This is a genomic window from Streptomyces sp. NPDC039480, assembly GCF_055597165.1.
This window is the reverse complement of sequence record NZ_JBVITX010000004.1, coordinates 482,363-507,993: the sequence shown is the minus strand read 5'-3', so window position 1 is coordinate 507,993 and position 25,631 is coordinate 482,363. Positions and strand designations below refer to the sequence as shown.

The 25,631-nt window shown below is 73.7% G+C and carries 24 protein-coding genes and 1 pseudogene; 11 read left to right on the top strand and 14 right to left on the bottom strand.

Features of this window, described 5'->3' with window-relative positions:
* Positions 1 to 32 precede the first annotated feature (32 nt).
* The gene (locus tag ACZ56E_RS16175) at positions 33 to 515 is read left to right on the top strand and encodes a DUF456 domain-containing protein (RefSeq protein WP_398309585.1); all 483 of its coding nucleotides are present in this window, start codon (positions 33 to 35) and stop codon (positions 513 to 515) included.
* A gap of 7 nt (positions 516 to 522) precedes the next feature.
* On the opposite strand, the gene ACZ56E_RS16170 is transcribed toward ACZ56E_RS16175, so the two are convergent.
* The 4 genes from ACZ56E_RS16170 to ACZ56E_RS16155 all read right to left on the bottom strand — a co-directional run bounded on the left by ACZ56E_RS16170 (position 523) and on the right by ACZ56E_RS16155 (position 5,013).
* Complete coding sequence (locus ACZ56E_RS16170) at positions 523 to 747, bottom strand: hypothetical protein (protein ID WP_471214594.1); 225 nt, start codon at positions 745 to 747, stop codon at positions 523 to 525.
* A 61-nt stretch (positions 748 to 808) separates the two neighbouring features.
* Positions 809 to 2,221 carry a DNA-3-methyladenine glycosylase 2 family protein gene (locus ACZ56E_RS16165; protein ID WP_471214837.1) on the bottom strand — a complete coding sequence of 471 codons (1,413 nt, stop codon included), beginning with the start codon at positions 2,219 to 2,221 and terminating at the stop codon, positions 809 to 811.
* Positions 2,222 to 2,403: 182 nt separating this feature from the next.
* Positions 2,404 to 3,504: a ribosome small subunit-dependent GTPase A gene (gene rsgA, locus ACZ56E_RS16160; protein ID WP_471214593.1), complete on the bottom strand. Its 1,101-nt coding sequence runs from the start codon at positions 3,502 to 3,504 to the stop codon at positions 2,404 to 2,406.
* 219 nt (positions 3,505 to 3,723) lie between these two features.
* A complete protein-coding gene (locus ACZ56E_RS16155; protein ID WP_471214592.1) occupies positions 3,724 to 5,013 on the bottom strand; it encodes an MFS transporter in 1,290 nt (429 codons plus the stop codon).
* A 137-nt stretch (positions 5,014 to 5,150) separates the two neighbouring features.
* On the opposite strand from ACZ56E_RS16155, the gene ACZ56E_RS16150 reads away from it, so the two are divergent.
* Positions 5,151 to 5,612: a winged helix-turn-helix transcriptional regulator gene (locus ACZ56E_RS16150; protein WP_471214835.1), complete on the top strand. Its 462-nt coding sequence runs from the start codon at positions 5,151 to 5,153 to the stop codon at positions 5,610 to 5,612.
* A 9-nt stretch (positions 5,613 to 5,621) separates the two neighbouring features.
* On the opposite strand, the gene ACZ56E_RS16145 is transcribed toward ACZ56E_RS16150, so the two are convergent.
* Positions 5,622 to 6,392 (bottom strand): class I SAM-dependent methyltransferase, encoded by a 771-nt coding sequence (locus ACZ56E_RS16145; RefSeq protein ID WP_471214591.1) that lies wholly within the window; start codon positions 6,390 to 6,392, stop codon positions 5,622 to 5,624.
* 11 nt (positions 6,393 to 6,403) lie between these two features.
* Positions 6,404 to 7,006, bottom strand: coding sequence for a GNAT family N-acetyltransferase (locus ACZ56E_RS16140; RefSeq protein WP_471214590.1), 603 nt, complete (start codon positions 7,004 to 7,006; stop codon positions 6,404 to 6,406).
* 328 nt (positions 7,007 to 7,334) lie between these two features.
* On the opposite strand from ACZ56E_RS16140, the gene ACZ56E_RS16135 reads away from it, so the two are divergent.
* Together ACZ56E_RS16135 and ACZ56E_RS16130 are read left to right on the top strand one after the other, a co-directional pair.
* Positions 7,335 to 8,552, top strand: coding sequence for a cytochrome P450 (locus ACZ56E_RS16135; RefSeq protein ID WP_471214588.1), 1,218 nt, complete (start codon positions 7,335 to 7,337; stop codon positions 8,550 to 8,552).
* Between the two features lie 24 nt (positions 8,553 to 8,576).
* Positions 8,577 to 8,771 (top strand): ferredoxin, encoded by a 195-nt coding sequence (locus tag ACZ56E_RS16130; RefSeq protein ID WP_471214586.1) that lies wholly within the window; start codon positions 8,577 to 8,579, stop codon positions 8,769 to 8,771.
* Positions 8,772 to 8,802: 31 nt separating this feature from the next.
* Here the strand turns inward: ACZ56E_RS16130 and ACZ56E_RS16125 are convergent, their stop codons facing one another.
* The gene (locus tag ACZ56E_RS16125; protein ID WP_471214585.1) at positions 8,803 to 11,352 is read right to left on the bottom strand and encodes a polysaccharide lyase family 8 super-sandwich domain-containing protein; all 2,550 of its coding nucleotides are present in this window, start codon (positions 11,350 to 11,352) and stop codon (positions 8,803 to 8,805) included.
* A gap of 184 nt (positions 11,353 to 11,536) precedes the next feature.
* Between ACZ56E_RS16125 and ACZ56E_RS16120 the strand changes: the two genes are divergently transcribed.
* Both ACZ56E_RS16120 and ACZ56E_RS16115 read left to right on the top strand, forming a co-directional pair.
* Entirely contained in the window at positions 11,537 to 12,805 is a 1,269-nt protein-coding gene (locus ACZ56E_RS16120) for a hypothetical protein (RefSeq protein ID WP_471214584.1), read from the top strand.
* Between the two features lie 23 nt (positions 12,806 to 12,828).
* Complete coding sequence (locus tag ACZ56E_RS16115; protein WP_471214582.1) at positions 12,829 to 14,118, top strand: hypothetical protein; 1,290 nt, start codon at positions 12,829 to 12,831, stop codon at positions 14,116 to 14,118.
* A 32-nt stretch (positions 14,119 to 14,150) separates the two neighbouring features.
* Here the strand turns inward: ACZ56E_RS16115 and ACZ56E_RS16110 are convergent, their stop codons facing one another.
* The 3 genes from ACZ56E_RS16110 to ACZ56E_RS16100 all read right to left on the bottom strand — a co-directional run bounded on the left by ACZ56E_RS16110 (position 14,151) and on the right by ACZ56E_RS16100 (position 16,196).
* Positions 14,151 to 14,834, bottom strand: a complete 684-nt coding sequence (locus tag ACZ56E_RS16110; RefSeq protein ID WP_471214832.1) for a pyridoxamine 5'-phosphate oxidase family protein — start codon at positions 14,832 to 14,834, stop codon at positions 14,151 to 14,153.
* A 74-nt stretch (positions 14,835 to 14,908) separates the two neighbouring features.
* On the bottom strand, positions 14,909 to 15,106 hold the full coding sequence (locus ACZ56E_RS16105; protein WP_471214581.1) for a hypothetical protein: 198 nt from the start codon (positions 15,104 to 15,106) through the stop codon (positions 14,909 to 14,911).
* 196 nt (positions 15,107 to 15,302) lie between these two features.
* Positions 15,303 to 16,196, bottom strand: a complete 894-nt coding sequence (locus ACZ56E_RS16100) for an NADP-dependent oxidoreductase (RefSeq protein WP_471214580.1) — start codon at positions 16,194 to 16,196, stop codon at positions 15,303 to 15,305.
* 87 nt (positions 16,197 to 16,283) lie between these two features.
* Here ACZ56E_RS16100 and ACZ56E_RS16095 point away from each other — a divergent pair, with 87 nt between their 5' ends.
* Both ACZ56E_RS16095 and ACZ56E_RS16090 read left to right on the top strand, forming a co-directional pair.
* Positions 16,284 to 16,862 carry a TetR/AcrR family transcriptional regulator gene (locus ACZ56E_RS16095; RefSeq protein WP_471214579.1) on the top strand — a complete coding sequence of 193 codons (579 nt, stop codon included), beginning with the start codon at positions 16,284 to 16,286 and terminating at the stop codon, positions 16,860 to 16,862.
* A 134-nt stretch (positions 16,863 to 16,996) separates the two neighbouring features.
* Positions 16,997 to 19,885, top strand: a complete 2,889-nt coding sequence (locus ACZ56E_RS16090) for a glycoside hydrolase family 2 TIM barrel-domain containing protein (protein ID WP_471214577.1) — start codon at positions 16,997 to 16,999, stop codon at positions 19,883 to 19,885.
* A gap of 51 nt (positions 19,886 to 19,936) precedes the next feature.
* Here the strand turns inward: ACZ56E_RS16090 and ACZ56E_RS16085 are convergent, their stop codons facing one another.
* Complete coding sequence (locus ACZ56E_RS16085) at positions 19,937 to 20,707, bottom strand: dienelactone hydrolase family protein (protein ID WP_471214576.1); 771 nt, start codon at positions 20,705 to 20,707, stop codon at positions 19,937 to 19,939.
* 105 nt (positions 20,708 to 20,812) lie between these two features.
* On the opposite strand from ACZ56E_RS16085, the gene ACZ56E_RS16080 reads away from it, so the two are divergent.
* Positions 20,813 to 22,228 (top strand): hypothetical protein, encoded by a 1,416-nt coding sequence (locus tag ACZ56E_RS16080; protein ID WP_471214575.1) that lies wholly within the window; start codon positions 20,813 to 20,815, stop codon positions 22,226 to 22,228.
* A 35-nt stretch (positions 22,229 to 22,263) separates the two neighbouring features.
* Entirely contained in the window at positions 22,264 to 22,983 is a 720-nt protein-coding gene (locus ACZ56E_RS16075) for a cupin domain-containing protein (RefSeq protein WP_471214573.1), read from the top strand.
* Between the two features lie 32 nt (positions 22,984 to 23,015).
* Here the strand turns inward: ACZ56E_RS16075 and ACZ56E_RS16070 are convergent, their stop codons facing one another.
* Complete coding sequence (locus tag ACZ56E_RS16070; protein ID WP_471214572.1) at positions 23,016 to 23,426, bottom strand: NUDIX hydrolase; 411 nt, start codon at positions 23,424 to 23,426, stop codon at positions 23,016 to 23,018.
* Between the two features lie 94 nt (positions 23,427 to 23,520).
* On the opposite strand from ACZ56E_RS16070, the gene ACZ56E_RS16065 reads away from it, so the two are divergent.
* Positions 23,521 to 23,949 (top strand): VOC family protein, encoded by a 429-nt coding sequence (locus ACZ56E_RS16065; RefSeq protein WP_471214831.1) that lies wholly within the window; start codon positions 23,521 to 23,523, stop codon positions 23,947 to 23,949.
* Here the strand turns inward: ACZ56E_RS16065 and ACZ56E_RS16060 are convergent.
* Both ACZ56E_RS16060 and ACZ56E_RS16055 read right to left on the bottom strand, forming a co-directional pair.
* Positions 23,938 to 24,636, bottom strand: a pseudogene (locus tag ACZ56E_RS16060) (DUF6597 domain-containing transcriptional factor); the annotation flags it as partial. The gene ACZ56E_RS16065 and the pseudogene ACZ56E_RS16060 sit on opposite strands and share 12 nt — an antisense overlap.
* Entirely contained in the window at positions 24,636 to 25,568 is a 933-nt protein-coding gene (locus ACZ56E_RS16055; RefSeq protein ID WP_471214570.1) for an AraC family transcriptional regulator, read from the bottom strand. The gene ACZ56E_RS16055 and the pseudogene ACZ56E_RS16060, both read right to left, overlap by 1 nt.
* Positions 25,569 to 25,631: the final 63 nt, after the last annotated feature.

Sequence of the window (25,631 nt, the reverse complement as noted above, 5' to 3'; positions counted from 1 at the left end):
CGGTTTCGCCGGATCTCGGGCACTCTGGGCAGATGGGAGCGTGGGAACTCCTGCTGGTCGGTGTGGTGATGCTGCTCGGCCTGTGCGGAGTGCTGGTGCCCGGCGTACCGGGGTCGTGGCTGGTGTGGGCCGCGGTCCTCTGGTGGACGCTGCAGGACCCGAACGGCCTCGCCTGGGGCATCCTCGTCGGCGCGACGGCCGTGCTGCTCGCGTCGCAGGCCGTGCGCTGGCAGCTGCCGCCCCGGCGGCTGCGCGAGAGCGGCGCCACGCGCCGGATGGGCGTCTTTGCCGGGGCCGGCGCGCTCATCGGATTCTGCGTACTGCCGGTGATCGGGGCGATCCCCGGCTTCGTCGGCGGGATCTACACCGGGGAGCGGCTGCGGCTCGGCGGGCACGGGGAGGCGGTGGCGGCGACGCGGGCGGCCATGCGGGGCGGCGGCGGCAGCGTGCTGACCGAGCTGTTCGCGTGCCTGCTGATCCTGGGGGCGTGGCTGGGGGCACTCATCTGGGGCTGAGCCGCGCTCATGCCGACCGGTGCCGCTCCTCTTCGGCCAGGTCGATGTCGATCTGGTCCCTGATGAGCCGGTGGGTGCCGCCGCCGGGATCGTGCGGTGCCGGCGCCTCCTGGAGCATCGCGGCGGGCTTCCGGTGTACGTGAACGGTGGGGAAGGCCGCGCCGGTCGTCCCGGCCAGCACGGCTGCGGCGGCCGCGGCGAGCACGGCTCGGCGGACATGGCTGCGCGTCACGGGCACCTCCATGGGTCGGGGGGACTACGTGCAGTCTCCCTCCCCAGGATGAGAGTGCCTCTTAGAAACCGGCGGGGGCCGCCAAGGTCAGGTGGCGCAGGGCGTACGAGCGCCACGGGCGCCAGGAGTCGCGGGGCGGTTCCGGTGTGCCGGGCAGGGCCACGTCGGGGTCGCCGAGCGCCCGCATCCGGATGACCGCTGCCGTCCTCGCGTCCAGGCCGGGCAGGGCGCGGAGCGCCGCCTCCGCGTCGTCGCGGTCCGCGCCCGCGTCCAGGCGCAGGGAGCCGTAGGCGAGCGCCGTGGCCAGCGCGCCGAGCGGGCCGGGCTCGGCGGCCAGCTCGGCCGGTGCCGGGAAGAGGTGGGTGAGCCGCCCGCACGCCGCGTCGAGCACCTTGCCGTGCCGCGCCACGAGCCGCTCGGCGCCCTCCCGCCCCACCAGCGCGCGCACCGCGAACTCGTCGGGGTCGGCGGCGCCCGGCGACCGCAGCCCGGGCCTGGCGGCGACGAGCGGGGCGAGACGGGGGTCGGCGGCGAGCCGCTCGTCCACGGCGTACGGATCGGCGTCCAGGTCGAAGAGGCGGCGCAGGCGTTGCACGGCGGTGGTGAGGTCGCGCAGGTCGGTGAGGTGCAGCCGGGCGTCGAGCCAGCCGCCGCGGTGCAGGGCATGGGTGCCCGACCCGCCGCCGGGGCCTGCCGCGGAACCGTCGCGCGCCTCCTCGACGGCCACAATGCCCGTGCCGTACGGCAGCCGGAGCGTACGCCGGTAGGTGCGGGTGCCGCGCTCGCCGGTGATCTCCTCGATCCCGGTGACCGCTTCGGCGGCGAGCAGGTCGAAGACGGCGTCGGCGCGGTAGGGGCCCCGGTGGGCGAGGCGCAGCGGGATGCCGGCGGCGGGGGTGGCGCGGGCGGGGCCGCCGCGGGGGGCGGCGGCGCGCAGGGCCGTCGGCGTCAGCGCGTACACCGCCTTGACGGTGTCGTTGAACTGCCGGACGCTGGCGAACCCGGCGGCGAACGCGATCTCCGTGATCGGCAGGTCGGTGGTCTGCAGCAGCACGCGGGCGGTGTGCGCGCGCTGCGCCCGCGCCAGGGCGACGGGTCCCGCGCCCAGCTCGGCGGTGAGCTGGCGCTGCACCTGCCGGGCGCTGTAGCCGAGACGCACGGCGAGCCCCGGGACGCCTTCGCGGTCGACGACGCCGTCGCCGATCATGCGCATGGCGCGGCCCACCACGTCGGCGCGTACGTTCCAGTCGGCGGAGCCGGGCACGGCGTCCGGCCGACAGCGCCGGCAGGCACGGAAGCCGGAGGTCTGGGCGGCGGCCGCGGTGGTGTAGTAGCGGACGTTCTGCCGCTTGGGGGTGACGGCGGGGCAGCTCGGCCGACAGTAGATGCCGGTCGTCGCGACGGCGAAGAAGAACTCCCCGTCGAACCGGGCATCCCGACTGCGCACGGCTTCGTACCTGGTCTCTTCATCGATCACAGGTCCATTGTGGAGCGGGGGGAGGGCGAGGGCTGGCGGCTTTCGGACACGAGGCTGCACCCCCGCCCGGCCCGGGGGGGCGCAGCCCCCATCAGGGGCGCGGGGAACTGCGCGAGCAACCACGACGCTCCCGCAGCAGCCCACGCACCCCTTGAGGCCCACGCCCCCACCGCCCATGCTCAGCGCAAGCGACCTCGCTTGATGTCCACCGCCGCGCGCCCCTCCGCCCCCCGCAGCCGCCACTGGCGGCGCATCTCCGCGCGGGCCCGCGCGTCCGTCTTGGCGACGATGCGCTGGTTCTCGCGGATCAGCTTGCGGTAGCTGTCGAGGCGGCGCTCGGGCAGGGTGCCGTCCTCGACGGCGGCGAGCACCGCGCAGCCGGGCTCCGCGGCGTGGGCGCAGTCGTGGAACCGGCAGTCGGCCGCCAGCTCCTCGATCTCGGAGAAGACCTGTCCGACGCCGCTCTCGGCGTCCCACAGGCCCACCCCGCGCAGTCCGGGCGTGTCGATGAGGACTCCGCCACCGGGCAGCAGGATGAGGTTGCGGGTCGTCGTGGTGTGGCGGCCCTTGCCGTCGACGTCACGGATCGCCTGGACCTCCATGATGTCGGCGCCGGCGAGCGCGTTGGCCAGTGTCGACTTGCCCGCGCCGGACTGGCCGAGCAGCACCGACGTACCGCCGGAGACGACGGCGGACAGGATGTCGACGCCCTCTCCCGTGGCGGAGCTGACCGGCAGCACCTGCACGCCGGGTGCCGAGGACTGCACGTCCTCGACGAGATGGCCGAGCGTGGCGGCGTCCGGCACGAGGTCGGCCTTGGTGAGGACGATGACGGGCTGCCCGCCCGACTCCCAGCCGAGGGCGAGGAAGCGCTCGATCCGGGCGAGGTCGAGCTCCGCGGTGAGCGGCACCGCGATGATCGAGTGGTCGACGTTGGCCGCGAGGACCTGTCCCTCGGACCGCTTGGACGAGGTGGACCGTACGAAGGACGTGCGCCGCGGCAGATACGCCTGTACGTAGCGGGGGTCGGCGCTGTCCGGGTCGACGGCGACCCAGTCACCGGTGCACACGACCTTCAGCGGGTCGCGCGGGGTGACGAACTCGGTGTCGGCCCGCACGGTTCCTTCGGCGGTGACGACGTCGCACTGGCCGCGGTCGACCCGGACGACGCGCCCGGCGACGAGGCCTCGCGCCGCGTACGGCGCGAACTCGGTTTCCCAGTAGGAGTCCCAGCCGTAGGCGCTGAGGAGGAGGGATGAAGAGGTTGCAGAGGAAGACAAGGGGTGACCCTTCACAGGGTGGCCCCGGCACACGCGCTGTCGGCGCGGAGAGAATGCAGGTCAGCCGGAGGCCACGGAGGTGGACTTGATGAACTTCCGGATGCGGGCAGCGCCCATCGCAACGACAGCCATCGGTCTACACCTCCACTTCCTGCTCGGGCCCGGCGAACCGGACCACCCAGCCGGACAGCCGACCGGCCACCTGGCAACACGCAGAGCCTAGCCCCGCCGCCTCCCGGACCACCACTGCTTTTTCCGCGCCCCTGATTCCGTGGCGCTGTGCCCGGTGAACGCCCACACCGCGAGGCCCAGGCAGCTGAGCGTGGCGCCCAGCGCGCAGACGGCGCCCCAGCCGGCCGCCGCGTAGAGGGAGGTGGCGGCCAGGGCGCCGGTGGCGCTGCCGATCGAGTAGAAGACCATGTATCCGCCGATCAGACGGCTGCCCGCGTCCGGGTGCAGGGCGTAGATCAGGGTCTGGTTGGTGACGTGGACCGCCTGCACGGCGAGGTCAAGGAGGATCACCCCGGCGGCCAGGGCCCAGAGCGAGCTGCGGGTGAAGGCCACGGGCAGCCAGGAGACGGTGAGCAGCGCCAAGGCGATGCCGGTGGTGTGCCGGGAGTGTCCGCGGTCGTTCAGGCGGCCCGCCGCGCTCGCGGCCAGGGCGCCGACGACACCGATCAGCCCGAACGCCCCGATCGCACTGTGGGACAGGGAGTACGGCGCTTCGCTGAGCGGCAGCGCGACGCTGCTCCACAGGGTGCTGAACGCGGCGAAGACCAGCAGGCCGAACAGGGCCCGCAGGCGCAGCAGTCGTTCCTGGGCGAACAAGGTGACTGTGGAGCGCAGGAGTTGTCCGTAGCGCAGGGTCGTCTGCGGGGCGGCGCCGTGGCGCGGGAGTACTCGGTGCAGGACCAGGGCGAGCAGGGCGGTGAGCGATGCCGAGGCGGCGTAGACGGAGCGCCAGCCCGCGAGGTCGGCCAGGAGGCCGGAGGCGGTGCGGGCGAGCAGGATGCCGATGACGACGCCGCTGGTGACGAGGCCGACGACCCGGCCGCGCCCGTCGGCCGGTGCCAGTGACGCCGCGAAGGCCACCAGGGTCTGCGTGACGACCGCGAGGAGCCCGGTCGCGGCCACGCCCACGAGCAGCATCGCCGCGGTGGGGGCGGTGGCGACCACGGCCAACGCCACCACGAGGAGCAGGAGTTGGACCACGACGAGGCGTCTGCGGTCGGCCATGTCGCCCAGCGGCACGAGGAAGAAGAGCCCGAGGCCGTAACCGACGTGCGTGAGGGTGACCACGCTGCCGACGAGTGCCGGGCTCATGGCGAGGTCGTGGCCCATGGTGACCAGGAGCGGCTGGGAGAAGTAGACGTTGGCCACCGCGGCACCGCAGGCGACGGCGAACAGGGCGACGACGCCGCGGGACAGGACGTACGCGGAGTCCTCTCCGCCTCCCCTCTCGGCAGCGGCCTCGGTCCGTCGTGGCACGGCCGCACAGTTGCCGGGCATGGGCACTCCCCTTCCGCACATCGGGTTGCATCTTGCTACCAGTGGTGACGGCGCCGACGGTAATCTGCTTGGTAGCATGTTGCAACCACAGCCGGGCGGGAGCGCCGGGTGCAGGAGACGTGAGAGTGAGGGACGCCATGGTGAGCAGGACCCGCTTCGACGACAGCGCATGCCCCGTCGCCCGGTCGGTGGACGCGATCGGCGACTGGTGGTCCCTGCTGATCGTGCGGGACGCCTTCGACGGGAGCCGGCGCTTCGGGGAGTTCCAGCGCAGCCTCGGCGTGGCGAAGAACATCCTCACCGCACGCCTGCGCACGCTGGTCGCCGGCGGCATCCTCGCATCCGTCCCCGCCTCGGACGGCAGCGCCTACCGCGAGTACGTACTGACCGAGAAGGGCGAGGCGCTCTTCCCCGTCATCGTGGCCCTGCGGCAGTGGGGCGAGGGGAACTTCTTCGCCCCCGGCGAACCGCACTCGGAGCTGGTCGACCGCCGGGAGGGGCAGCCTCTGCGCGCACTCGACGTGCTGGCCGCGGACGGGCGACGGCTGCGTCCGGACGACACCGTCGTGCACAAGGTCACTTCTGACGACGGGAGTTGAGGCCCCACCTCAGTCGCGGCTCTCCCCTGGCCTGTGCGCCACGAACACCAGCTCCCGGCCCGGCCGGTCCGGCGCGTCGCGGACGGCGTCCCATACGTAACCCGCCGCGGCCAGTTCCGCCTCGACCTCCGCGCGGTCGCGGAAGCGCAGGGTCGAGTCCGACGTCAGCACCTCGCCGTCCGCGGCGAAGACGTAGGTCCAACGGAATGACACCAGCGGGCCGTTGACCTCCGTCACGTCCACCCAGCTCTCGACCGCGCCCACGCCGGGGATCTCCATGACGCCGTGCGAGGCCTCGCGGTTCCAGTTCTCCCAGGCGCGCCGGGCCGGGTCGCGGGTCTCGAAGACCAGGTGTCCGCCCGGGCGCAGCGCCTCGCGGGCGCCCCGCAGGGTCCCGCGCCACGCGTCCGGGTCGGTGATCTCCTGGGCGACGTTCGCCGTCATGGTCGCGAGATCGACACGCAGCGGTGGCAGCGATGGCAGCGCCGTCGCGTCGCCGTGGAGCCAGCGCACGCGTTCGCCGCCCGGCTTGGCGCGGGCCACGTCGAGGGACGCCTTCGCGGGGTCGACGCCGACGACATCGAGGCCGCGCGCGGCGAGGAGCAGCGCGAACACGCCGGTGCCACAGCCGATGTCGAGGACCCGGCGCGCCCCGAACTCCTCCGCCATGCGGAGATACGGGTCGAGGTCGCCGCGGTCGGGGTCGAGTACGTCGTAGAGCGCCGCGAGGCGGGGGTTCCCGAACTCCGCGGCGACGGCGCCTTCGACACCGTCGGTCATGTGATGCCTCCTCAGTTCGCGGCCGGAGCGGCGGTACCGGCGCGTTCGGCGTGCGCGGCGCGCCACTCGGGTGCCAGGACCGACCAGATCTCGGTGTCCTGCCGTACGCCCCGATAGGGGTCGTTCTCGCGCTGGAGCCCCTCGCGGCTCATGCCGAGCCGTCGGGCCACGTTGACACTCGGGACGTTCTCGGGGGCCACCAGCCACTCCACGCGGTGGATGCCGCGCGTCTCGACCGCCCAGTCGATGACGACGCGCACCGCGCGAGTGATGAGGCCGCGTCCGGCGGCGTCCGGTTCCAGCCAGCAGCCGACTTCGCAGGTGCCCGCCGCCGCGTCGAAGGCCCGCAGGAGGACACCGCCGACGAGTCGTCCGTCGAGCCACACGCCGTACAGCCGGCCGGTGTCCGCGGCGGTCTTGTCGGCGTACCCCTGGAGCCAGGAGCGCGCGGAGTCCAGGTCGGCCGTGATGTCGGGGAGGCCGACGTAGCGGCCGATGAAGTCGCGGCCGCGGTCCATGTGCGCGAGGAACTCCTCGGCCTGCCAGGGCTCCAGCGGCCGCAGCTCGGCCCCGTCGCCTCCATCGCCTCCGTCGCCCAGGGGTATCGCGAACATCCTCTTCCTCCACAGTGGCCGCGCGGTCGCTCCGGATCTTCGCACGACGGTGCGCGGACTCGGCCGGAATTTGTCCGTCGGCAGTGGCCGAGAGCGGTCGCCAGGCGGAGAGGAGGCCCGGCTCGCCGCCCGCGCTCACCGGGCGGCACGCGCCGGCCCGTCGCGGAGCCGTACTGGGGCCATGGACGCAGACAGGTTGAGCGGAGGGGGCTGTTCCGGACAGATGTGGCGCCCCGGCGATCTGGCCGGTCTTGTCGTGGACGAATTAGTTGCCTCAGCCATCCAATGGGGATGGATCAGGGACGAACTGCGCTTGCGAGGTGCTTCCATGACCGAGACGACGAAGCCGATCGAATCCATCGCCTTCCCCCAGGACCGCACGTGCCCGTACCACCCGCCCACCGCCTACGCACCGCTGCGCGAGGACCCGCCGTTCTCCCGCGTCAGCCTGTTCGACGGCCGCTCCGTCTGGCTGGTCACCGGCCGGGCCGCGGCGCGTGAGCTGCTCGTCGACCCGCGGCTCTCCGCCGACCGCGAGAACGCGGCCTTCCCCATCCCGACCGAACGCTTCGCCCGGCTCCGCGACCGCCGCGTCGCCCTGCTCGGCGTCGACGACCCGGAGCACAACACCCAGCGCCGGATGCTGATCCCCAGCTTCTCCGTCAAACGTATCGCGGCCCTGCGCCCGCAGATCCAGGCGACGGTCGACCTGCTCCTCGACGACATGGTCGAGCAGGGGCCGCCCGCCGAGCTGGTGAGCGCGTTCGCGCTGCCCGTCCCCTCGATGGTCATCTGCGCCCTGCTGGGGGTGCCCTACGCCGACCACGAGTTCTTCGAGGAGCAGTCACGGCGGCTCCTGCGCGGCCCCACGGCCGACGACACGCAGCGGGCGAGGGAGGAACTGGACGCGTACTTCTACGAGTTGATCGACCTCAAGCGTGCCACCCCGGGCGACGGGCTGCTCGACGAGCTCATCCAGCAGCAGCTCGCGGCGGGCACGGTGGACCGGGACGAGCTGGTCAGGCTCGCCACCATCCTGTTGATCGCCGGGCACGAGACGACGGCGAACATGATCTCCCTCGGTACGTTCACGCTGCTCCAGCACCCCGAGCGGTTCGCCGAGCTGCGGGCCGGGCTGCGCGCCGACCCGCCGCTGATGCCGGCCGCGGTCGAGGAGCTGCTGCGCTTCCTGTCCATCGCGGACGGGCTGCTGCGGGTGGCGAAAGAGGACATCGAGACCTCCGCCGGCACCATCCGCGAGCACGACGGCGTCATCTTCGCCACGTCCCTCATCAACCGTGACGGCACGGTGTACGAGGGTCCGGAGGACCTGGACTGGCACCGGGCCGACCGGCACCACCTCGCCTTCGGCTTCGGCATCCACCAGTGCCTGGGCCAGAACCTCGCACGGGCCGAGATGGAGATCGCGCTGGGGACCCTCTTCGAGCGCCTGCCGGGGCTGCGCCTCGCAGCGCCTCCGGAGGACATCCCCTTCAAGCCGGGCGACACGATCCAGGGGATGCTCGAACTCCCCGTCACCTGGTAGGGGGCGGCCGTGGAGCTGGAGCGCGTGACGATTCACGTCGAGAAGGACCGGTGTGTGGGCGCGGGCATGTGCGCGCTGACCGCGCCGAACGTCTTCACCCAGGACGACGACGGCCTCAGCGAGGTGCTGCCCGGCCGCCGGGACGGCGGCGGGGACCCGCTGGTACGGGAGGCCGTGCGGGTGTGCCCGGTGCAGGCCATCACCGTCAAGCCGGGCTGACGCCCTATCAATCTGCGGCGCTTGAGGGGTTTTACTGTCCTAGCGTGGCCGTGAAGCTCCTGCCGTACGCGTGGTGGGTGTCCACCTCGATACGGGTGCCGCCGGGAGCCCTGCTCACCCGGACCTGTGGATCCGCGGTCACCTTGCGCAGGGGGCGGCCGCGGAGGAGGACCGTCACGGTGCTCCGGTCCGTCGTCGGGTCGGACACCGCGACGGAGACGGTCCGGGACCCCTTCGCGGCCCGTCGGTGCACGATGACCGAGGCCGGGCCGTGCACGCGCAGGCCCGCGGTCTCGTGCCACCCCCGGGTGAAGGCGTTGGCGGCCGTGATACCGAGCCCCGCGTGGGAGACGGCTTGCAGGTGACGGGAGTTGGCGAGGACCTTGAGCGGCCCATGGCGGTGGGCGCGCAACCGGTCGTCGTCGGCGTTCGGCACCAACGCGTAGGCGAGCCGCGCGGGTCGGGCGCCCGCCGCCCCGTCGACGGTGACGCCGAACACCGAACGCGTCACCTGCGTATCGGGGTTGGCGGTGCGCACGACCCTGCGGCTGCGGGTGACCCGGTCCAGGGAGACCCGCACCCGCGGGGTGTCGAGGAGGACATAGCCGACCGCGGTGCCCTCCGTGGCGTTGGCGTAGCGCAGCCAGCGCAGGTCGGCGGTGCCGGGGCCGGTCCAGGGGCGGCCGTCGCGGAGCATGCCGGTGAGCGTGATCCGGTCGTCGGGGGCCGCGGTGCGGGCGTCGACGGTCGTGGTGACGGCCCGGCCCGCCGCGTCGCCGACATCGGCGGCGAGCACCACGATCTCCTCGTCGAGCAGGAACCACGACTTCGTCGCCGTCGCGTTCCGGTACACCACGAAGTCGTCGGGCAGCAGCGCCCGGTCGCGGTACGCCGCGTCGTCGGACTGCACCATCCCCGCCGCGCCGTACGCCCCGAGGACGGCACCGCCCGAGTACCGGGCGGTGCCGCGCGGGAAGTAGACGTACTTGTTCTGCGACTCGGACGAGGAGGTGAAGTGGAGAGGGTGGCCGGGGTTGTCGTAGAACGGCTTGCCGTACAACTCCGGTACCGTGCGCCGCTGTTCGACCGGCGCGGTGACGCCCGCGAGGCCGTACGGCGAGACCGTCGTGTAGTAGTCGACGCCGTACGCCCGCGTCTGGTCCTGCCCGGAGAGGTAGAGGTAGTACGCGCCGTCGCCCTGGAACCACGGCATGAGGTTCTCGCCGCTCATGTACTCGTACTTGCTGATCCGGTCGGAGCTCCGCGCGAGCGCGAAGGCGTAACCCGGTCTGCGGTGCACGGTCTTGTCCATGGCGTTGAACGCGACGCTGCGGGCCGCGGGATTGAGGTCGGCGGGCGGGACGGTGGTGTCGCCGAGGATGTCGGCGTAGCGGACGACGCTGACCGGTGAGACGAACCGGGCCGGGTCGAGGGCGGTGCGCGAGGTGGCCCTGACGTGTTTGACGTAGCTCTTGAGGGCGGTGGCCGCGGCCCCCGTCGCGAGTGAGGAGAGGTCGACGACCGCCTCGACGACCACTGCCACGTCGGTGTACCCGGAGTCGGGGCGCGCCACCGCCCGGCCCTTGACGATCTCCATCATCCAGCCCTCGAAGATCAGCGGGGCGAACCCGTTCCGCACCCAGCCGTGCACGGTCGGCACGAGCTCCTCGCCGTGCGCGAACCCGGTGCCTTCGAGGATCTTGAGGGTCTGTACGACGCGGGTGAGCAGGCCCTTCCCGTACGAGCCGGTGTACGCGACGGACGCGTGCTGGATGAAGGAGCCGTCGGCGTAGTGGCCGTCCGTCACGCCGTGCCGCAGCCGGTAGGGGTCGATGGTGAGGAAGACCGTCAGCTGGTCGGTGAGGGCCTTGCGGATCCGCGCCTCGCCCGGCTCGCCCAGGAGCGCGCCCTGGAGGATCCGGTTGGTGGTGATGTCGGCGAGGTTGGCGCCGGTGTGGAAGCGCGAGTCGAGGTCCACGTCGCCGTCGGTGCCGTTGCGCAGGTAGGCGTCCATCGAGGCGATGTAGGCGGGCAGCAGGTCGGGGCGGTGGTCGGCCACTTCGTCGGCGAGCAGCACGAGTGTCCTGCTGATGTGCTGCGAGATGCCGATCTCCCAGTGGAACCAGTTGCCGTAGTAGCCCTTGGACTGGTCCCCGTAGTAGCGCTCGTGCAGCCAGGCAAGCCCGTCGATCACCCGGCGCCGCACGGTCCGGCTGCCGTACAGGTCGGTGGGGAGGCCCGGCGTGCGGGTGGCGAGGGCGGTCTCGTACAGCCTGCGGTAGGCGGTGTTCAGGTTGGCCTCGTCGGTGCCGAGCACCAGGCCCGCGAAGAGCTCGCCCTCGCCCGCGTCGTCCATCGCCTTCAGGTTGGCCCGCGCGGTCCGCTCGACGGCGGCGAGCTTCGCGGCCGTCTCGGGGCGCGCGTTCGACGCGGCGGTACCGGCGAAGACCGCCACGGTGTTGGCGAGGAGCCGGGCGCGGCCCGCCTCGCTCGCGGCGGCGGTCAGCCGGCCCACGGGGACCACCGCCAGGAGACCGGCGGCCGACAGGGCGGACAGCAGGCGTCTGCGGGTGAGCTCCATGACGGCCTCCAACGACGGCGTACGACGGTGTGCGTGGCGTTCCGGGGGCGTGCGGCGAGCGGAGTCAAGCAGACGCCCCGACCGGCGACAAGGGTCCCCGGCCGGGGTGGCCCGGGCGGATTGATAGCGTCCACCCCGATCATGGTGCCGCTCTTGGTGCCGTTCACGGGGGAAGGGGAGCGCCGTGCCCGAGAGAGGCTCGCCGCGCACGGTGCGGCGGCGCACCTGGCTGGTGGCCGCGTCGGTGGTGACGCTGCTGGCCGCGTCGTCGGTGACCTGGGTCGCCGTGTCGCGGGCCGAGGAGCGGGAGGACCGGCTCGACGCCAACCGGGAGCTGGTGGCGCGGGGCTGCGCGGGCCTGCTCCGGGAGGAGTGGTACGCCTCCGTGCCGGATGACGAGCGTGGTGTCCTTGACGAGTTCGGGACGCTGCTCCAGCCCCGGCAGGAGAGCCGTGCGCTGCTCGACTGCACGCTGGCCTGGGGCGGCGACGGCGAGACGTCGGAGGCGGACGTCCAGGCGCGGGTGCGGGCCGAGGCGGTGCCGGAGCGCATGTCACCGGCGGCGCTGACGGGCGACTTCGGCCTGCCTCTGCCACCGAGCGCGGCGGGCGGTGTGGGCTCCGTGGACCGCTGGGACGACGACTCGGTCGCGGCCTTCCTGCTCGTCGACTGCCCGAAGGGGCTGTCGGGGCGCGGCCGGTCCACGCGGGACCTGCTCGTGTCGGTGGACCTGCCGTCCGAGACCGGGGAGTACGCCGACGAGTCCGACATTCCCGAGGCCGACCGGCTCGCCACCGCCAGGACCGCCGCGAAGGTCGCCAACTGGGTGTCCCGCAAACAGGGGTGCGGCAGCGAGCCGCTGCGCACCGAGCCCGGCGGCACCCCGGACAAGGCGCCGAAGCTCTGCGCCTGGCTCTCCCCCGAGGCGCAGCGGCTTGCCGCCGGCGAGTGGACCTTCGACGGCAACGACTCGGCGTACAGCCGGCGCACCGGCGCGTGCGGCGGGCGGTGGGACGACACCGCGGGCTCCCCCGACCACCTCTCGATCGTGGCGACGGACGTGGAGAGCTGGTCGGGCGTCCTCGCCCGCGGCGCCTACGAGGAGCACGCGGAGAAGGCTCCGGGGCCCGGCCCCGAGGTGTCGGCCCCGCACGACAAGCCCGTGACGGTCGAACGGTCGGGGGACGACCCGCGACTCGCCCTGTGGGCGCGGTCCTCGTGCGTGGCGGGGCCGACGTATCACCGCGTGACGGTGGCCCCCGCGTTCGACTTCGACCGCGGGCCCGAGGAGGACGAGGTCGTCCTCGAACCGAAGGACCAGCGGCGGCTCTCCCGGCAGGCACGGGCCGTGCTCGACCGCTATCTGGCGGCGCCGGACGGATGGCCCCGGCGTTCGCACTGCCGTGCGACGAAGATCGTGGGAGAGGTGGCGGAGTGGCGCGAGCGGGACTGACCTGGCGGACGAGGACGGGACGCGTGGTCCTGTCCTCCTGCGGGGCGCTCGTCGCCCTGGCCCTCGTCACGGGCGGCTACTACTGGTGGGGCGGCCCGCACGAGCGCCGCGTGGCCCAGCGGGTGCTCGACGAGGCGTGCGACGGCGTACTGCCCTCGCGCGAGCTGCGGGACGTGCTCGGGGACGGGCCGTTCGAGACGGGGCCGGGCCGGGTGGACGTGTTGTCGGCTTCCGGCGGTGACGGAGATCTGGAGGCGGCCGGGACCGGGGTACGGACGGTCACGTGCGGCGTCAGTGGTGAAGGTGCTCCCGTGGCGGGCGGCGCCGGGGGTGAAGCCGAGGTCGAGGTCACCGTGCAGAGCGTGCCGCGGCGGCACGGCGACGGGACCGCGGCCGAGGCCGGGGCCGACCGTGACGCCGGACGAGGTTACGACGAGGGCCCTTTGTACCCGGAGCCGGAGACCGAGCTGCCGCCCGTGGGGCTCGGCGGCGGCTGGCGGGGCCTGTTCTCGACCGGTGTATCTTTCCCGAGCGGTTCCACCACCGGTCAGGGGACCGCGGTGACGCTCCTCGACTGTGCCGGGGACGGCGGGCTGCTCGTCACGGTCGTGGCGAAGGACGAGGACGTCACGCTGGACGACCCGCGCCGCCGCACCGCCGTCGCGCGGATCGCCACCGCGACGGCCGCGAAGGCCGCGGCGAAGTGGGACTGCGACGCCGAGATGGGCAAGCCGCTCCGTACGGTGGCACTCCCCGTGAACGCCGACGAGAGCGTGCCGCTCGCCGACGCGTCCGGTACCTGCCGGGGCGTCCCCGGCCGGGGCGGGCGGCTGTCCCGGGCATGGGAGAGCGCGAGCTCCGGTGCTCCCGTCGAGGTGTGCGTCGTGGCGGGCGAACAGCCCGCCCTGCCGGGGCCGGAGACGGAGACGGAGATGGGTGAGGGTGCGGGTGCGGCGGACGAGGTGCGCCGCTATCACCTCGTCGCGTCCTACGGCCCGTACGCGGAGGCCGAACGGCTCGCCCACCGGGAACGCCACGGCGAGTACACCGAGAAGCCGGTCCCCGGCGAGGCCCCGGCGGGCCGGCTGGCGGGCGGCGGCCACTGGGCGACCGCGGTGTGCCGGGACGGGAGCGGCCCCGCGCTGTTCACGGTCCGGGACGAGGAGGCGTGGCAGGAGGACCGTTCCCGTACGTACGGGAAGGACCGCGCCAAGCCGTCCGCGGCCGACCTGGCGTACGAGCGGGCCGCGCTGGCACGGTTCGCCCGGCACTCGGCCCGTACGCACGGCTGCGATGCCCCGACCCTGCCCTGAACCCCCGCCCGGGGAGGGCGACTTCCCTTCCCTCACCCCTGCCGGGTCCCGGCCCGCCCCGTGATGTGCGGCGGCGGTGCGATCCCCGTCCGCAGCAGCGGGTCCGGCACCGGTTCGCCCCAAGTAGCCGTCAGCGGCAGGTTTCCGGCCCAGACGTCGAGCTCGGCGTCCGGGCCGTCGCCGTCGTCCGGCGGACCCGCCGCCACCTTGACCGAGGCCTCCGCGAGGGAGAGGGCGAGCAGGGTGGTCGCGGCGAGTTCCTTGCGGCTGGGGCGGCGGGCGTAGTCCCACTGCCCGGGCGTCGCGTGCTCGGTGAGCAGCCGCAGGCCGCGCAGCTTCTCCTCGGGGTCGGTCACCCGGCGCGGGACGCCGTGGATCATCGCGCTGCGGTAGCTGACGCCGTGTTCGAACACCGAACGGGCGAGTATCAGCCCGTCGATGTGCGTCACGGTGACGCAGACCGACGCCCCGGGGTCCGCCGCCAGGCTGCGGCTGGCGACGGAACCGTGCAGGAAGAGGTGGGTGTCGTCACGGCCGTACACGGTGGGTACGACCATCGGGTGGCCGTCGACGACGACGCCGAGGTGGCAGACGAAGCCCGCGTCGAGGATCGCCTCCAGGTCGGCGCGGTCCAGACTGCCCTGCTCGCGCAGGCGGCGGTGGCGGGTGCGGTCGGTGAGGGGCAGGGTGGCGGGGAGCGTGGCGTTGTCTCCCACAGATACTTGGGGCTGGGGCTGGGGCTGGGGCTGGGGCTGGGGCTGCTCATGGTCGTCGTTCACGACGGGACAAGTTACCGAGCGTCGGGGGCGGGTGGGGCGGGCAGGGCAGCGGTGGGGGCGGGGGCGGCGACCGCCGTGTCGGGCGCGGTGGGTGCGTCGGGCGCGGGCACGGCGACAGGCGCGGCGATCGCGGCGACGATGGCGAGGGTGGCGACGGCTCGCAGGGTCCACTTCATCGCGGTCTGGTTCGGCACGGTCTGGTTCAGCACGGTCAGGCTCCGATCTCGGCGTGTGACGGCACGTCATGGCATGCAAGGCGCGTCGCGACACGGCATGTGATGCATGGATACGTGCGGTGGCACGCGTCTTGATCGTCGCCCCCGCCCCGCCCCCCCGGCATCGTCCGCAAGTCGGGACCGGCTCCGCCCCACGGGGGAGGCCGCCCTCCCCGCCCCCGCTCCCCCGTCAGACGACCAGCACCCGCCGCCCCCGCGTATGGCCGGCCTGGCTGTCGATGTGGGCCGCCGCGGCATCGGCCAGGGCGTACGACGTGTCGACCGGGATGTGGAGCCTTCCCCGCGAGATGAGGTCGGCGGCCTCGGCGAGTGCGTCCGGGACGCTCCCGGCCGTGCCGGAGAACCGGACACCGTGCTCCGGCGCCGTGAGATCGGCGATGGAGACCACCTTCCGCGGGTCCCCGGTCAGCTCGACGAGCTCCCGGAGCACGCCCGCGCCCGCGAGGTCGAGGGCCGCGTCGACCCGGCCGAGCCCCCGCACCCGCTCGACCCACCCCTCCCCGTACGTCGTGGCGAGGGCCCCCAGCCCCCGCAAATAATCCTGGTTCGCGGCCCCGGCCGTCCCGATGACCGTGATGCCACGCTCGCGGGCGATCTGCAGCACCGCCGATCCGACCCCGCCGGACGCGCCGCTGACCAGCAGCGTCTGCCCGGCCTGTACGCCGACCTCGCGGAGGACGCGCAGCGCGGTCTCCACCACGGAGGGATACCCGGCCGCCTCCTCGAACGACAGCCCCTCCGGCATCCGCGCCCACGCCGACAGCACGGCGAACTCCGCGTAAGTGCTCGCCCCTTCGCCGAACACGTGGTCACCGACCCGCACCCCTTCGACGCCCTCACCGACCTCGTCCACCACCCCGGCGGCGTCCAGGCCGACCCCGGCGGGCAACTCGAGCGGATGGGCCGACAGGACCTGGCCCTCCCTGACCCGCCAGTCGACGGGGTTCACGCCCGCCGCCCGCACGGCGATGCGTATGCGGCCGGGGCCCGCGTGGGGCTCCTCGGCGTCGATGAGGCGGAGGACGTCCGGACCGCCGAACTCGGCGAAGCTCACTTTCTTCATGCGGCGGACGCTAACACTAACGGTTAGTGTTTCACAACAACTAGCTTTTCCTAACGGATACAGTTTTGCATTTGGTAGCGTGCGCGCATGACCGTGCCGACCGGGCGCCGCGAGCGCAAGAAAGCCGCGACCCGCCAGAAGATCGCCGACACCGCCCTGCGGCTCTTCCTCGAACGCGGCTACGAGGCGGTGGGCATCCGGGACGTGGCCGCCGAGGCCGACGTGGCCGTGACCACGGTCTTCTCCCACTTCGCCTCGAAAGAGGCGCTGGTGTTCGAGCAGGACGAGGACTTCGAGCACCGCCTCGCCCGGGCGGTCACCGACCGGGCGCCGCACGAGCCGCTCATCCCCGCGCTGCGGCGCGAGGTCCTGGCACTGGTGCGGCACTGCACGGCGGACGACGCCGCCCCTGTCTGGCGCATGATCGACGAGTCGGCCGCCCTGCGGAAGTACGAGGAGTCGATGAGGCTGCGCCACGCGGAGTCGCTGGCGGCGGCCATCGCCGCCGAACCCGGTCTGGCGCGGACCGGGACGGCCTGCCGGGCGACCGCGAGGTTCGCGGTCGACGCCTATTCGGTGGCCCGCGAGGCGGACGACCCGGAGGCCGCGGTGGACGAGATCTTCCAGATGATCGAAGCAGCCTGGCAGGCCGCGGGCCCTTCTTGAGGGACGCCTCGGCCGGAGGAGCCGGAGGAGCGGAGGACCGGAGCGTGGTGGGTCCAAGTCCGGCTCGAAGAATCCAACGACTTGCGGGCCGGGGCGATGGCGGTGGCCGGGGCCCGCGCGGTCTCATGGAGTCCATGGAGCTCTCCCACCACGAGGACGTGTCCCCCGGCACCGGCGTTCTTCCGCCCCGCGCGTGGTACGCGGCGTCGGACGCCGCCACCCTTTCCCTCAACGGCGACTGGCGGTTCCGCCTCTCGCCCACGGCCGACGCCGAGGACGCCTCGTTCGCCGCCGACGGGTACGACCCGGACGCCCCGGATGCCGAGGGCGCCTGGGGCGAGATCACCGTGCCCGGCCACTGGGTGCTGCAGGGCCACGGCGCGCCCCAGTACACCAACCAGCTCTACCCGTTCCCCCTCGACCCGCCCCGCGTGCCCACCGAGAACCCGACCGGCGACCATCTGCGCCGCTTCGACCTGCCCGCCGACTGGCCGCGGGACGGTGCCGCCGTCCTCCGCTTCGACGGTGTCGAGTCCTGTGCCCGCGTCTGGCTGAACGGCACGGAGCTCGGCGACTTCAAGGGCTCACGCCTCCCCCACGAGTTCGCCGTCGGCGAGCTGCTGCGGCCCGGGGGCAACGTCCTCGCGGTCCGCGTCCACCAGTGGTCCGCCGGTTCGTACCTGGAGGACCAGGACCAGTGGTGGCTGCCGGGGATCTTCCGCGACGTGACGCTGCTGCACCGGCCCGAGGGCTGCGCCCGCGACTTCTTCGTCCACGCCGCGTACGACCACCGCGCCGGGACGGGCACGCTCCGGGTGGACATCCCAGAGGCGGACGTCCAAGGGCGCGTCGTGGTCCCCGAGTTGGGGATCGACATGGCGACCGGTGAGGAGGTCACCGTGGCCGTCGAGCCGTGGACGGCCGAGACGCCGCGGCTGTACGACGCGACGCTGGCCACGCCCGGCGAGCGCATCCCGCTGCGCGTCGGCTTCCGCACGGTGGCCGTCGAGGACGGCCTCATCAAGGTCAACGGCCGCCCCGTCCTCTTCCGCGGCGTGAACCGCCACGAGTTCCACCCCCGCACGGGCCGCGCCCTCGACCTCGAAACGATGCGCGCCGACGTCCTCCTGATGAAGCGTCACAACATCAACGCCGTCCGCACCAGCCACTATCCGCCGCACCCCGCCTTCCTCGACCTCTGCGACGAGTTCGGCCTGTGGGTCATCGACGAGTGCGACCTGGAGACCCACGGCTTCCAGGCGGTGGGCTGGCGCGGCAACCCGGTCGACGACGACCGCTGGACGCCCGCCCTCCTGGACCGCGCCGCCCGCATGGTCGAGCGCGACAAGAACCACGCATCCGTCGTCGTCTGGTCGCTCGGCAACGAGTGCGGCACGGGGCGCGGCCTGACCGCCATGGCCGAGTGGATCCGCGCCCGGGACGGCAGCCGCCTCCTCCACTACGAGGGTGACGCGTCCTGCGCGGACACCGACATGTACTCGCGGATGTACGCCGACCACGCCGAGGTCGAGCGCATCGGCCGGGGCGACGACGAAGGCCCGAAGGAGCGGCGCAGGCTCCCCTTCGTCCTCTGCGAGTACGCGCACGCCATGGGCAACGGACCCGGCGGACTCAGCGAGTACCAGCGGCTGTTCGAGACGTACGACCGGCTCCAGGGCGGCTTCGTCTGGGAGTGGATCGACCACGGCATCGCGCACCCCACGTACGAGTACGCCTACGGCGGCGACTTCGGCGAGGAGCTGCACGACGGCAACTTCGTCTGCGACGGCCTGGTCTTCCCCGACCGGACGCCGTCCCCCGGTCTCGTCGAGTACAAGAAGGTGGTCGAGCCGGTCCGGATCGAGGGCGACGGGCGCGCCGGTACGGTCGCGATCACCAACCTCCACGACTTCGCCGGCCTCTCCCACCTCGCCTTCACCTGGTCGTACGAGAAGGACGGCACCACCGTCGCGGACGGCGTCCTCACCATGCCGGAGGTCGGCCCCGGTGAGCACACGGAGGTGAAGCTGCCGCCCCCGCCACCCCGGGACCCGGCCGCCGAGACCCAGTGGACGGTGCGCGCGTCACTCGCCGAGGACACGGCGTGGGCGCCGCAGGGGCATGTGGTGGCGTGGGCGCAGCTGCCCGTCGAGTACGGCACGGTCCTGCCCGTGCCCGGCGGCGCGGCACCCGTGCGCGACGCGGACGGCCGCCGCATCACCCTCGGTGCCGCGGAGTTCGACGCGCGGACCGGCTCGCTCCGCACCTTCCGCGGCCGCGAGATCAGGGATCTGCGCCTGGACGTATGGCGGGCCCCCACCGACAACGACAACGGCATGCCCTGGCGGCCCGAACCGTCCGTGGCAGCGCTCTGGCGCACGCACGGACTCCACCGGATGCGGCACCGCGTCGACTCCGTCGAGACGACCGGGGAAGGTCTCACCGTGCGCACCCGGGTGGCGCCCGCGGCGAGCGACCTGGCGCTGCGCACGGAGTACCACTGGGCGTCCGACGGCGGCAAGCTGCTGCTGCGGATGTCCGTGACGCCGGAGGGCGACTGGCCCGTGCCGCTGCCGCGCCTCGGCATCCGCTTCGGGCTGCCCGGCGCGGCCGGCCGCGTCCGGTGGTTCGGCGGCGGGCCCGGCGAGGCCTACCCCGACACCGCGGCCGCCTCGCTGATCGGCGTCTGGGAGTCGGACGTCGACGCGATGCAGACGCCGTACGTGCGCCCGCAGGAGAACGGGGCCCGCCCCGCCGTCCGCTGGGCCGAGGTCGGCGGACTGCGCGTCGAGAGCGACGGCGCCCCCGCGTTCACCGTCCGGCGCTGGACGACCGAGCAGCTCGACGCCGCACGGCACCGCACCGACCTCACGCCCGGCGACACGGTCTGGGTCAACCTCGACATCGCCCGGCACGGCATCGGCACGCAGTCGTGCGGCCCCGGCGTCCTGCCCCAGTACGAACTCCGCGCGACACCCCGGCCGTCCTCGCTGAGCTGCGTCTTCTCACTCGCGGACGGCTGAGCCCGGGGCCGCCTGAACCGGGCGCCGCCCGGTCACCCGGTGATCGCCCGGTCACCCCGTGGCCGTCAGGCGTTCCCGCAGGAACTGGACGACCCGCTCGCGCGCTTCGTACGCGGGGTGTCCTGGCTCCTCCCGGACCTCCTCCGTGAGGACGGAGTGCGCCGACCTCGCGAAGCCCGTCGCGTTGCCCGGCGACGAGTCCAGTTCGATGACCTCGAACGCGTCGCCGAGGTGGCGGCGCAGAGTGGCGAAGCGGTCGCGCGGGACCAGCTTGTCCTCGCTGAAGCGCAGGCCGAGCGCGCACAGGCCGTCGTTCCTCGTGCGGGCCACGACCGTGTCGAACTCGGCGCGGGACAGGCCCGGGTCGACCCGCCGCGCGGCGCTCACCGGGAGGGGCAGCGAGGGCTGGGCGAGCACAGGGGCCAGGACGGCCTCCTCCGTGGCGGCGGCCAGCGCGAAGCCGCCCGTGAAGCACATCCCGATGACGCCGACGCCCGGGCCCGGCGTGCGGGACGCCAGATCGCGGGCGAGGGCCCGGAGGTGGTCCGCGAAGGGACGCCGGGCGTTGGTCGCGAAAGCGCGGAACTCGGCGGCGACGCAGACCCGGCCGAAGACACCCAGGGCGTACGGCGTGGACAGCGGGCGGCCCGGCTCGCCGAAGGGGGACGGGATCGCGACGGTGAAGCCCTGCTTCACCAGATGCTCGCCGAGGCCGAGGACCCCGGGATGCACACCGGGGATCTCGGGAACCAGGACGACGCCGGGGCCTGTCCCCTTCTCGTGGACATCATGCGTGAGGCCGGCCCCCGTGAACGGGGCCACGTGCCATCCTGTGAGGTCCGCTGTCGGTCCCGAACCGGGCACGGCGCTCACTCCCTTTCGTCACAAGTGCCTGATGGGTAAGTGGAGTTCATGCCTACAGCACCCATGCGCGGAAACACAGACCCCGCCGGGCGGCCCGAGCCGCCCGAGCCGCCGCCGGGGCCCCCGCCCGGACGGCTCGTGGAGTGGCTGGGCAGACTCGGCCCCGTCGCCGTGGGATACGCCGTCTTCCAGTCCCTGGTGGGGCTGCTGCCCGACGGGCTCTTCGGGGACACGGCCCGCTATTCGCTGGCCGTGGTCAGCGGCCTCGGCACGGGGATCTCCGCCTGGCTGGCCGGGGCGCTGCTGCGGGCGCGGGCGGCGGCGCACGGCGGGGCGGGCGGTGACCTGGACGGGGTGCCCTCGCCGCGCCGCCCCTTGGCCGGAACGGCCGCCGCCGTGGCGGAACCGGTGGGGCCTGGGCCGCTGCCGGGGCTGTCCGCCGCCACGTTCACCACGCTCGCCGACCGCCTCACGGTCTTCGACGACCCGCTGCGCGGCCGTCTCGTGGGCTGGCCGCACGCCCTCGACGAGCAGTCGGAACCGGTACGGCCGACACCCACAGGCACCGCGTACGGACTGCACATCGTCCTCGAACTCGGCATGCCCGACGGACGGTTGCGCGCGTCCGAACTCGTGGAGACGCTGTGGCGGCTGCGGCTGCCCGAGGGCGGCTGGGCCGCCCGCTCACAGGGCGCGGTGGGGCGCCCCGAGGTGACGGCGCTCGTGCTCGGCGCACTCGCGCGGGCGGGCGCCGACCCGCGCCTCCTCGCCACGGAGGCGGAGCGGTGCACCGAGCGGTTCAGCCGCGAACTGGAGCCCTCGGGCGTGGAGTTGACGCACGTCGTGACCACGGTACTGCGCGGGCTGCTGCGCGCCGCGCCCGACTCGCCCGCCCTGCCGCTCCTGCGGGACGCGCTCGTCGACGGGGCCGTCACCGACCCGGCGCGCGGCCACCGGCGCTGCTGGGGCTCCCGGCTCACCCCGCCGCGCGGCCGGGCGGTGGCGCCGTCGGCCGTGCACACCGCGCAGGCCGTCGTCGCCCTCGACCGGGCGGCGCGGGTGCTCGGCGAGGACGCGAACGCCCGCGCCACCCGCGAGGAAGGCATCCGCTGGCTGCTCTCCTGCCCCGGGCCCGCGCACGACGGCTGCGACGACCTGGAGAGCGGGCACGAGACGGTGCGCCGCCCGCACCCCGTCGACGCCTCGCGCCACGAGGTGCTCTCCGTACGGCACTTCTCGGCGGCCTGGGTGGTGCGGGCGCTGCTCACCCCGGGCGTCCCCGCGGTCGCCGCCGACGAGGAGAGGGAAGCGGCCCGGCAGGAGCTCCTGTCGGGTGCGGCCGCGTGTGTGTGGCGGCAGCAGGACAACGGGATCTGGACGTGGGACGGGGTCGATCTCGCCTACCCGCTGTGGATGACCTATCAAGGCCTTTCCGCGCTGCGGGCACATGCCGTATGGATGTATCAGCCGGGTGGCTGAACGCCGGCGGGCGCGTGGACGAGGGGGAGAGTGCATTGGGTGGTCGGCACGTCCACGACGCCGAGCGGCTCCTGGCGGAGACGCTGGACCGGTCGACGGGGGACGAACTGCTGCGGGCGGCCCGCGCGGTCGTCGCCGAACTGGGCGCCCCGCGGCGCCTGGTGCCGCTGATCCGTGAGCTGGCGGGCGGCACGGGCGACCCCTCCGGATGCGCACTCCTCTCGTACCGGCACATCCTCGGCTTCGACAAGCTGCTCCTGATCGACGGCGGCCCGCGCCACATGCTGCGCGCACACGTCTGGCATCCGGGCCGGGACACGCGCGAGGACATCCACAACCACCGCTCCCCGCTGGCCTCGTACGTGGTGCGGGGCGCCCTCGGCGTGGAGCTGTACGAGCGCGCGGACACCGCCGCCGACGAGGGGATCGCGACGTCCTGGTACCGGGAGTCCCTCGCGGGCGAGGACGGCGACTGGCTCCTGGAGCCGGCGGGCGGGGCGCGGCTGCGCCTCACGCAGACCGCGCTGTACGCGGCCGGGAGCGGGTACGGGCTGCCGCCGCACGTGCTGCACCGGGCGTGGTGCGCCTCACCGGGGCCCGCGGTCTCGCTGTTTCTGGAGACGGGGGCGGGGCGGCGGCGGTACACGGACGTGTTCGCGGGGCCGGACGTGGGAGGCCGGGCGGTGGCGAAGAAGCCTTTGGAGGTGAACGACTACCTGGCCGAGCTGTCGACGCTGGCCGAGCTGATCGGCTGACAGGTTGACGGCCCGATGGGTTGACGCATTGCTCAGGCGAGGGCCTGGCGGACGATCTCGCGGTTGTAGTCGTCGATCCGGACCGTGCCGAGGTCGGCGGGGGCGAGCCAGCGGTGGTCCTGGTCGGGCAGGGGCAGGGTCACGTCGAAGGTGAGGGGGCGGACCAGGAAGTTGTCCTGCCAGTTCTTCACCTCGTGCCCGCGGTACGTACTGACGAAGGAGGACTCGCCGACCTTGCGGAGGACCTGGCCGAGCAGTCCCGTCTCTTCCTTGAGCTCTCTCAGGACGCCGTCCGTCGGACTCTCGTCGGGCTCCAGCTTCCCGCACGGAACACCCCACACACCGGGCAGGAACCGCTCGGTCCGACTGCGTCGCACGAGCAGCACACGGCTGCGGTGCATCACGACAGCCGCCGCGAGCCGGTTGTCACCGGGATAGTCCATGCCTTCCAACGTAGCGGGGATTCGGGTCCCATGACAGTCGGGGTGTCCGATTCCTTCAAGACCTGGCGCGAAGGCGCTGCCTACGCTGCCGGGCATGAACAGCACACCGAAGTCACCCACTCCCCGGTTCGATCTCATCGGTCTCGTCGTCTCCGACCTGGCCGCGTCGCTCGCCTTCTACCGCCGGCTCGGCCTGGAGTTCCCCGCCGGGTCGGAGAGCGCGCCGCACGTCGAGGCGGCGCTCCCCGGCGGTCTGCGCCTCGCCCTCGACACGGAGGACACCGTCCGGTCCTTCCACCCGGACTGGCGGCCGCCCGCGGGCGGGGGCCGGATCGGGCTCGCCTTCCACTGCGGCACGCCCGCCGGGGTCGACACCGTGCACGAGGATCTGACGGGCGCCGGGTACGGGAGCGAGCTCAAGCCGTTCGACGCGCCCTGGGGCCAGCGGTACGCCGTCGTGCTCGACCCGGACGGCAACGGCGTCGACCTCTTCGCGCCCCTGGGGACGGCCCCTGCCGAGTAGCTCACTCAGCGGCAGCCCGGTGAACTCCTTGACGTCGCGCGCCAGATGGGCCTGGTCGGCGAAGCCCGCGGCGGCAGCCGTCTCCGCGTACGGCAGGCCGTCGCGGGCCAGCGCGAGGGCCCGCTGAAGACGCAGCACCCGGGCCAGCGTCTTGGGGCCGTAGCCGAACGCGGGCAGCGAACGGCGGTGCAGCAGGCGGGTGTTGACACCTGCGTCCGCCGCGGTCCGCGCGACCGAGTGGCCCGCGCTCAGCGATCTGACGACGTGGGCGATGAGCGGGTCCGGGGGCTCGGTGCCGGCTGCGCGGTCCGTCACGACCGCTTCCAGGGCGGCCACCGGGTCGCGCGCGGCGTCCACGCGCTCGGCGAGACGGCGCGCCTCGGCCGCGGTCCACAGGTCGGCGAGCTCCACCCGCCGGTCGCGCAGTTCGTGGGCGGGCACGCCGAGGAAGGCCGGGGCGGTGCCGGGGTGGAAGCGGATGCCGACGTACCGTCCCGGCCCGCCCTCGGGGGCGTACGCGTGGGTGTCGGGGCCCGCGACGAACAGCCTGCCCTCGGTCCACAGCAGGTCCATGCAGCCGTCGGGCAGCACCGGGCGGGCGTCGCCGGGGACGCCCGTGGCGACGCGGGTCCACACGACCGCGCCGGTCAGCGCGGCCGGCCGCTCCCGGTAGGCCCCGTCGGACATCACGCCCCCCGGTGCTCCTGCGGGCTGATCCCGTAGACCCGCTTGAAGGCGCCGGAGAGCGCGAACGCGCTGCCGTATCCGACTCTGCGCGCTATCGCGCCGATGGTCAGGTCGCTGTCGCGCAGCAGGTCGGCGGCGAGCGCGAGCCGCCACTTCGTCAGGTACGTCATCGGGGGCTCCCCCACGAGGTCCGCGAACCGCCGGGCGAGCGCGGCCCGCGAGACGCCCGCCTTCGCCGCGAGGCCCGCGATCGTCCAGGGGTGCGCCGGGTCGTCCTGCAGCAGGCGCAGCGCGCGGCCGACGACGGGGTCGCCGAGCGCCAGGTACCAGGCGGGGGCCGCCGCCTCGGGGCGGGAGAACCAGGCGCGCAGCGCGGCGATCAGGAGCAGGTCGAGGAGCCGGTCGAGCACGACGTCCTGGCCCGGCTCGTCCCTGCGGATCTCGTCGGCGAGCAGCGGCGTGAGCGGGCAGTCCCACACGTCGGTGGGCAGCACGAGCAGCGGCGGCAGCGCGTCGAGGAGGCGTCCGGTGAGCTCGCCCCGCAGCTGGTAGGTGCCGATCAGCATCTCCACGGAGCCGTCGTGCGACTCGCCCCAGGCGCGCAGGCCCAGGTCCCGGTAGCGCGCGATGGGGGCGCCGTCGAGCGGCACGCAGCGCTCTCCCGGCTGGATCTCGGCGAACGGCGCGGTGGTGGCCTCGTCTGCGCAGGTGTAGTGGTCGGGGCCGCGGGCGATGGCGAGGTCGCCGGGGCCGATGCGCTGTGCGGGCGCGCCGTCCGCGGGGACGATCCAGGCGGTGCCGCGCACCATGACCATGACGGAGAGGGGCGCCTCGTCCGCGATGCGGACGGACCAGGGCGGGTCGAAGAGCGCGCGGATCATGAAGGCTCCGCGCGCCCGCGGTCCTTCGAGGAGGCCGGCCAGTACGTCCATGACGGCAGCGTAGACGCACACGTATGGGGGTGAGCCTTTCGCCGATGGCCGGCCGGCGGGCGG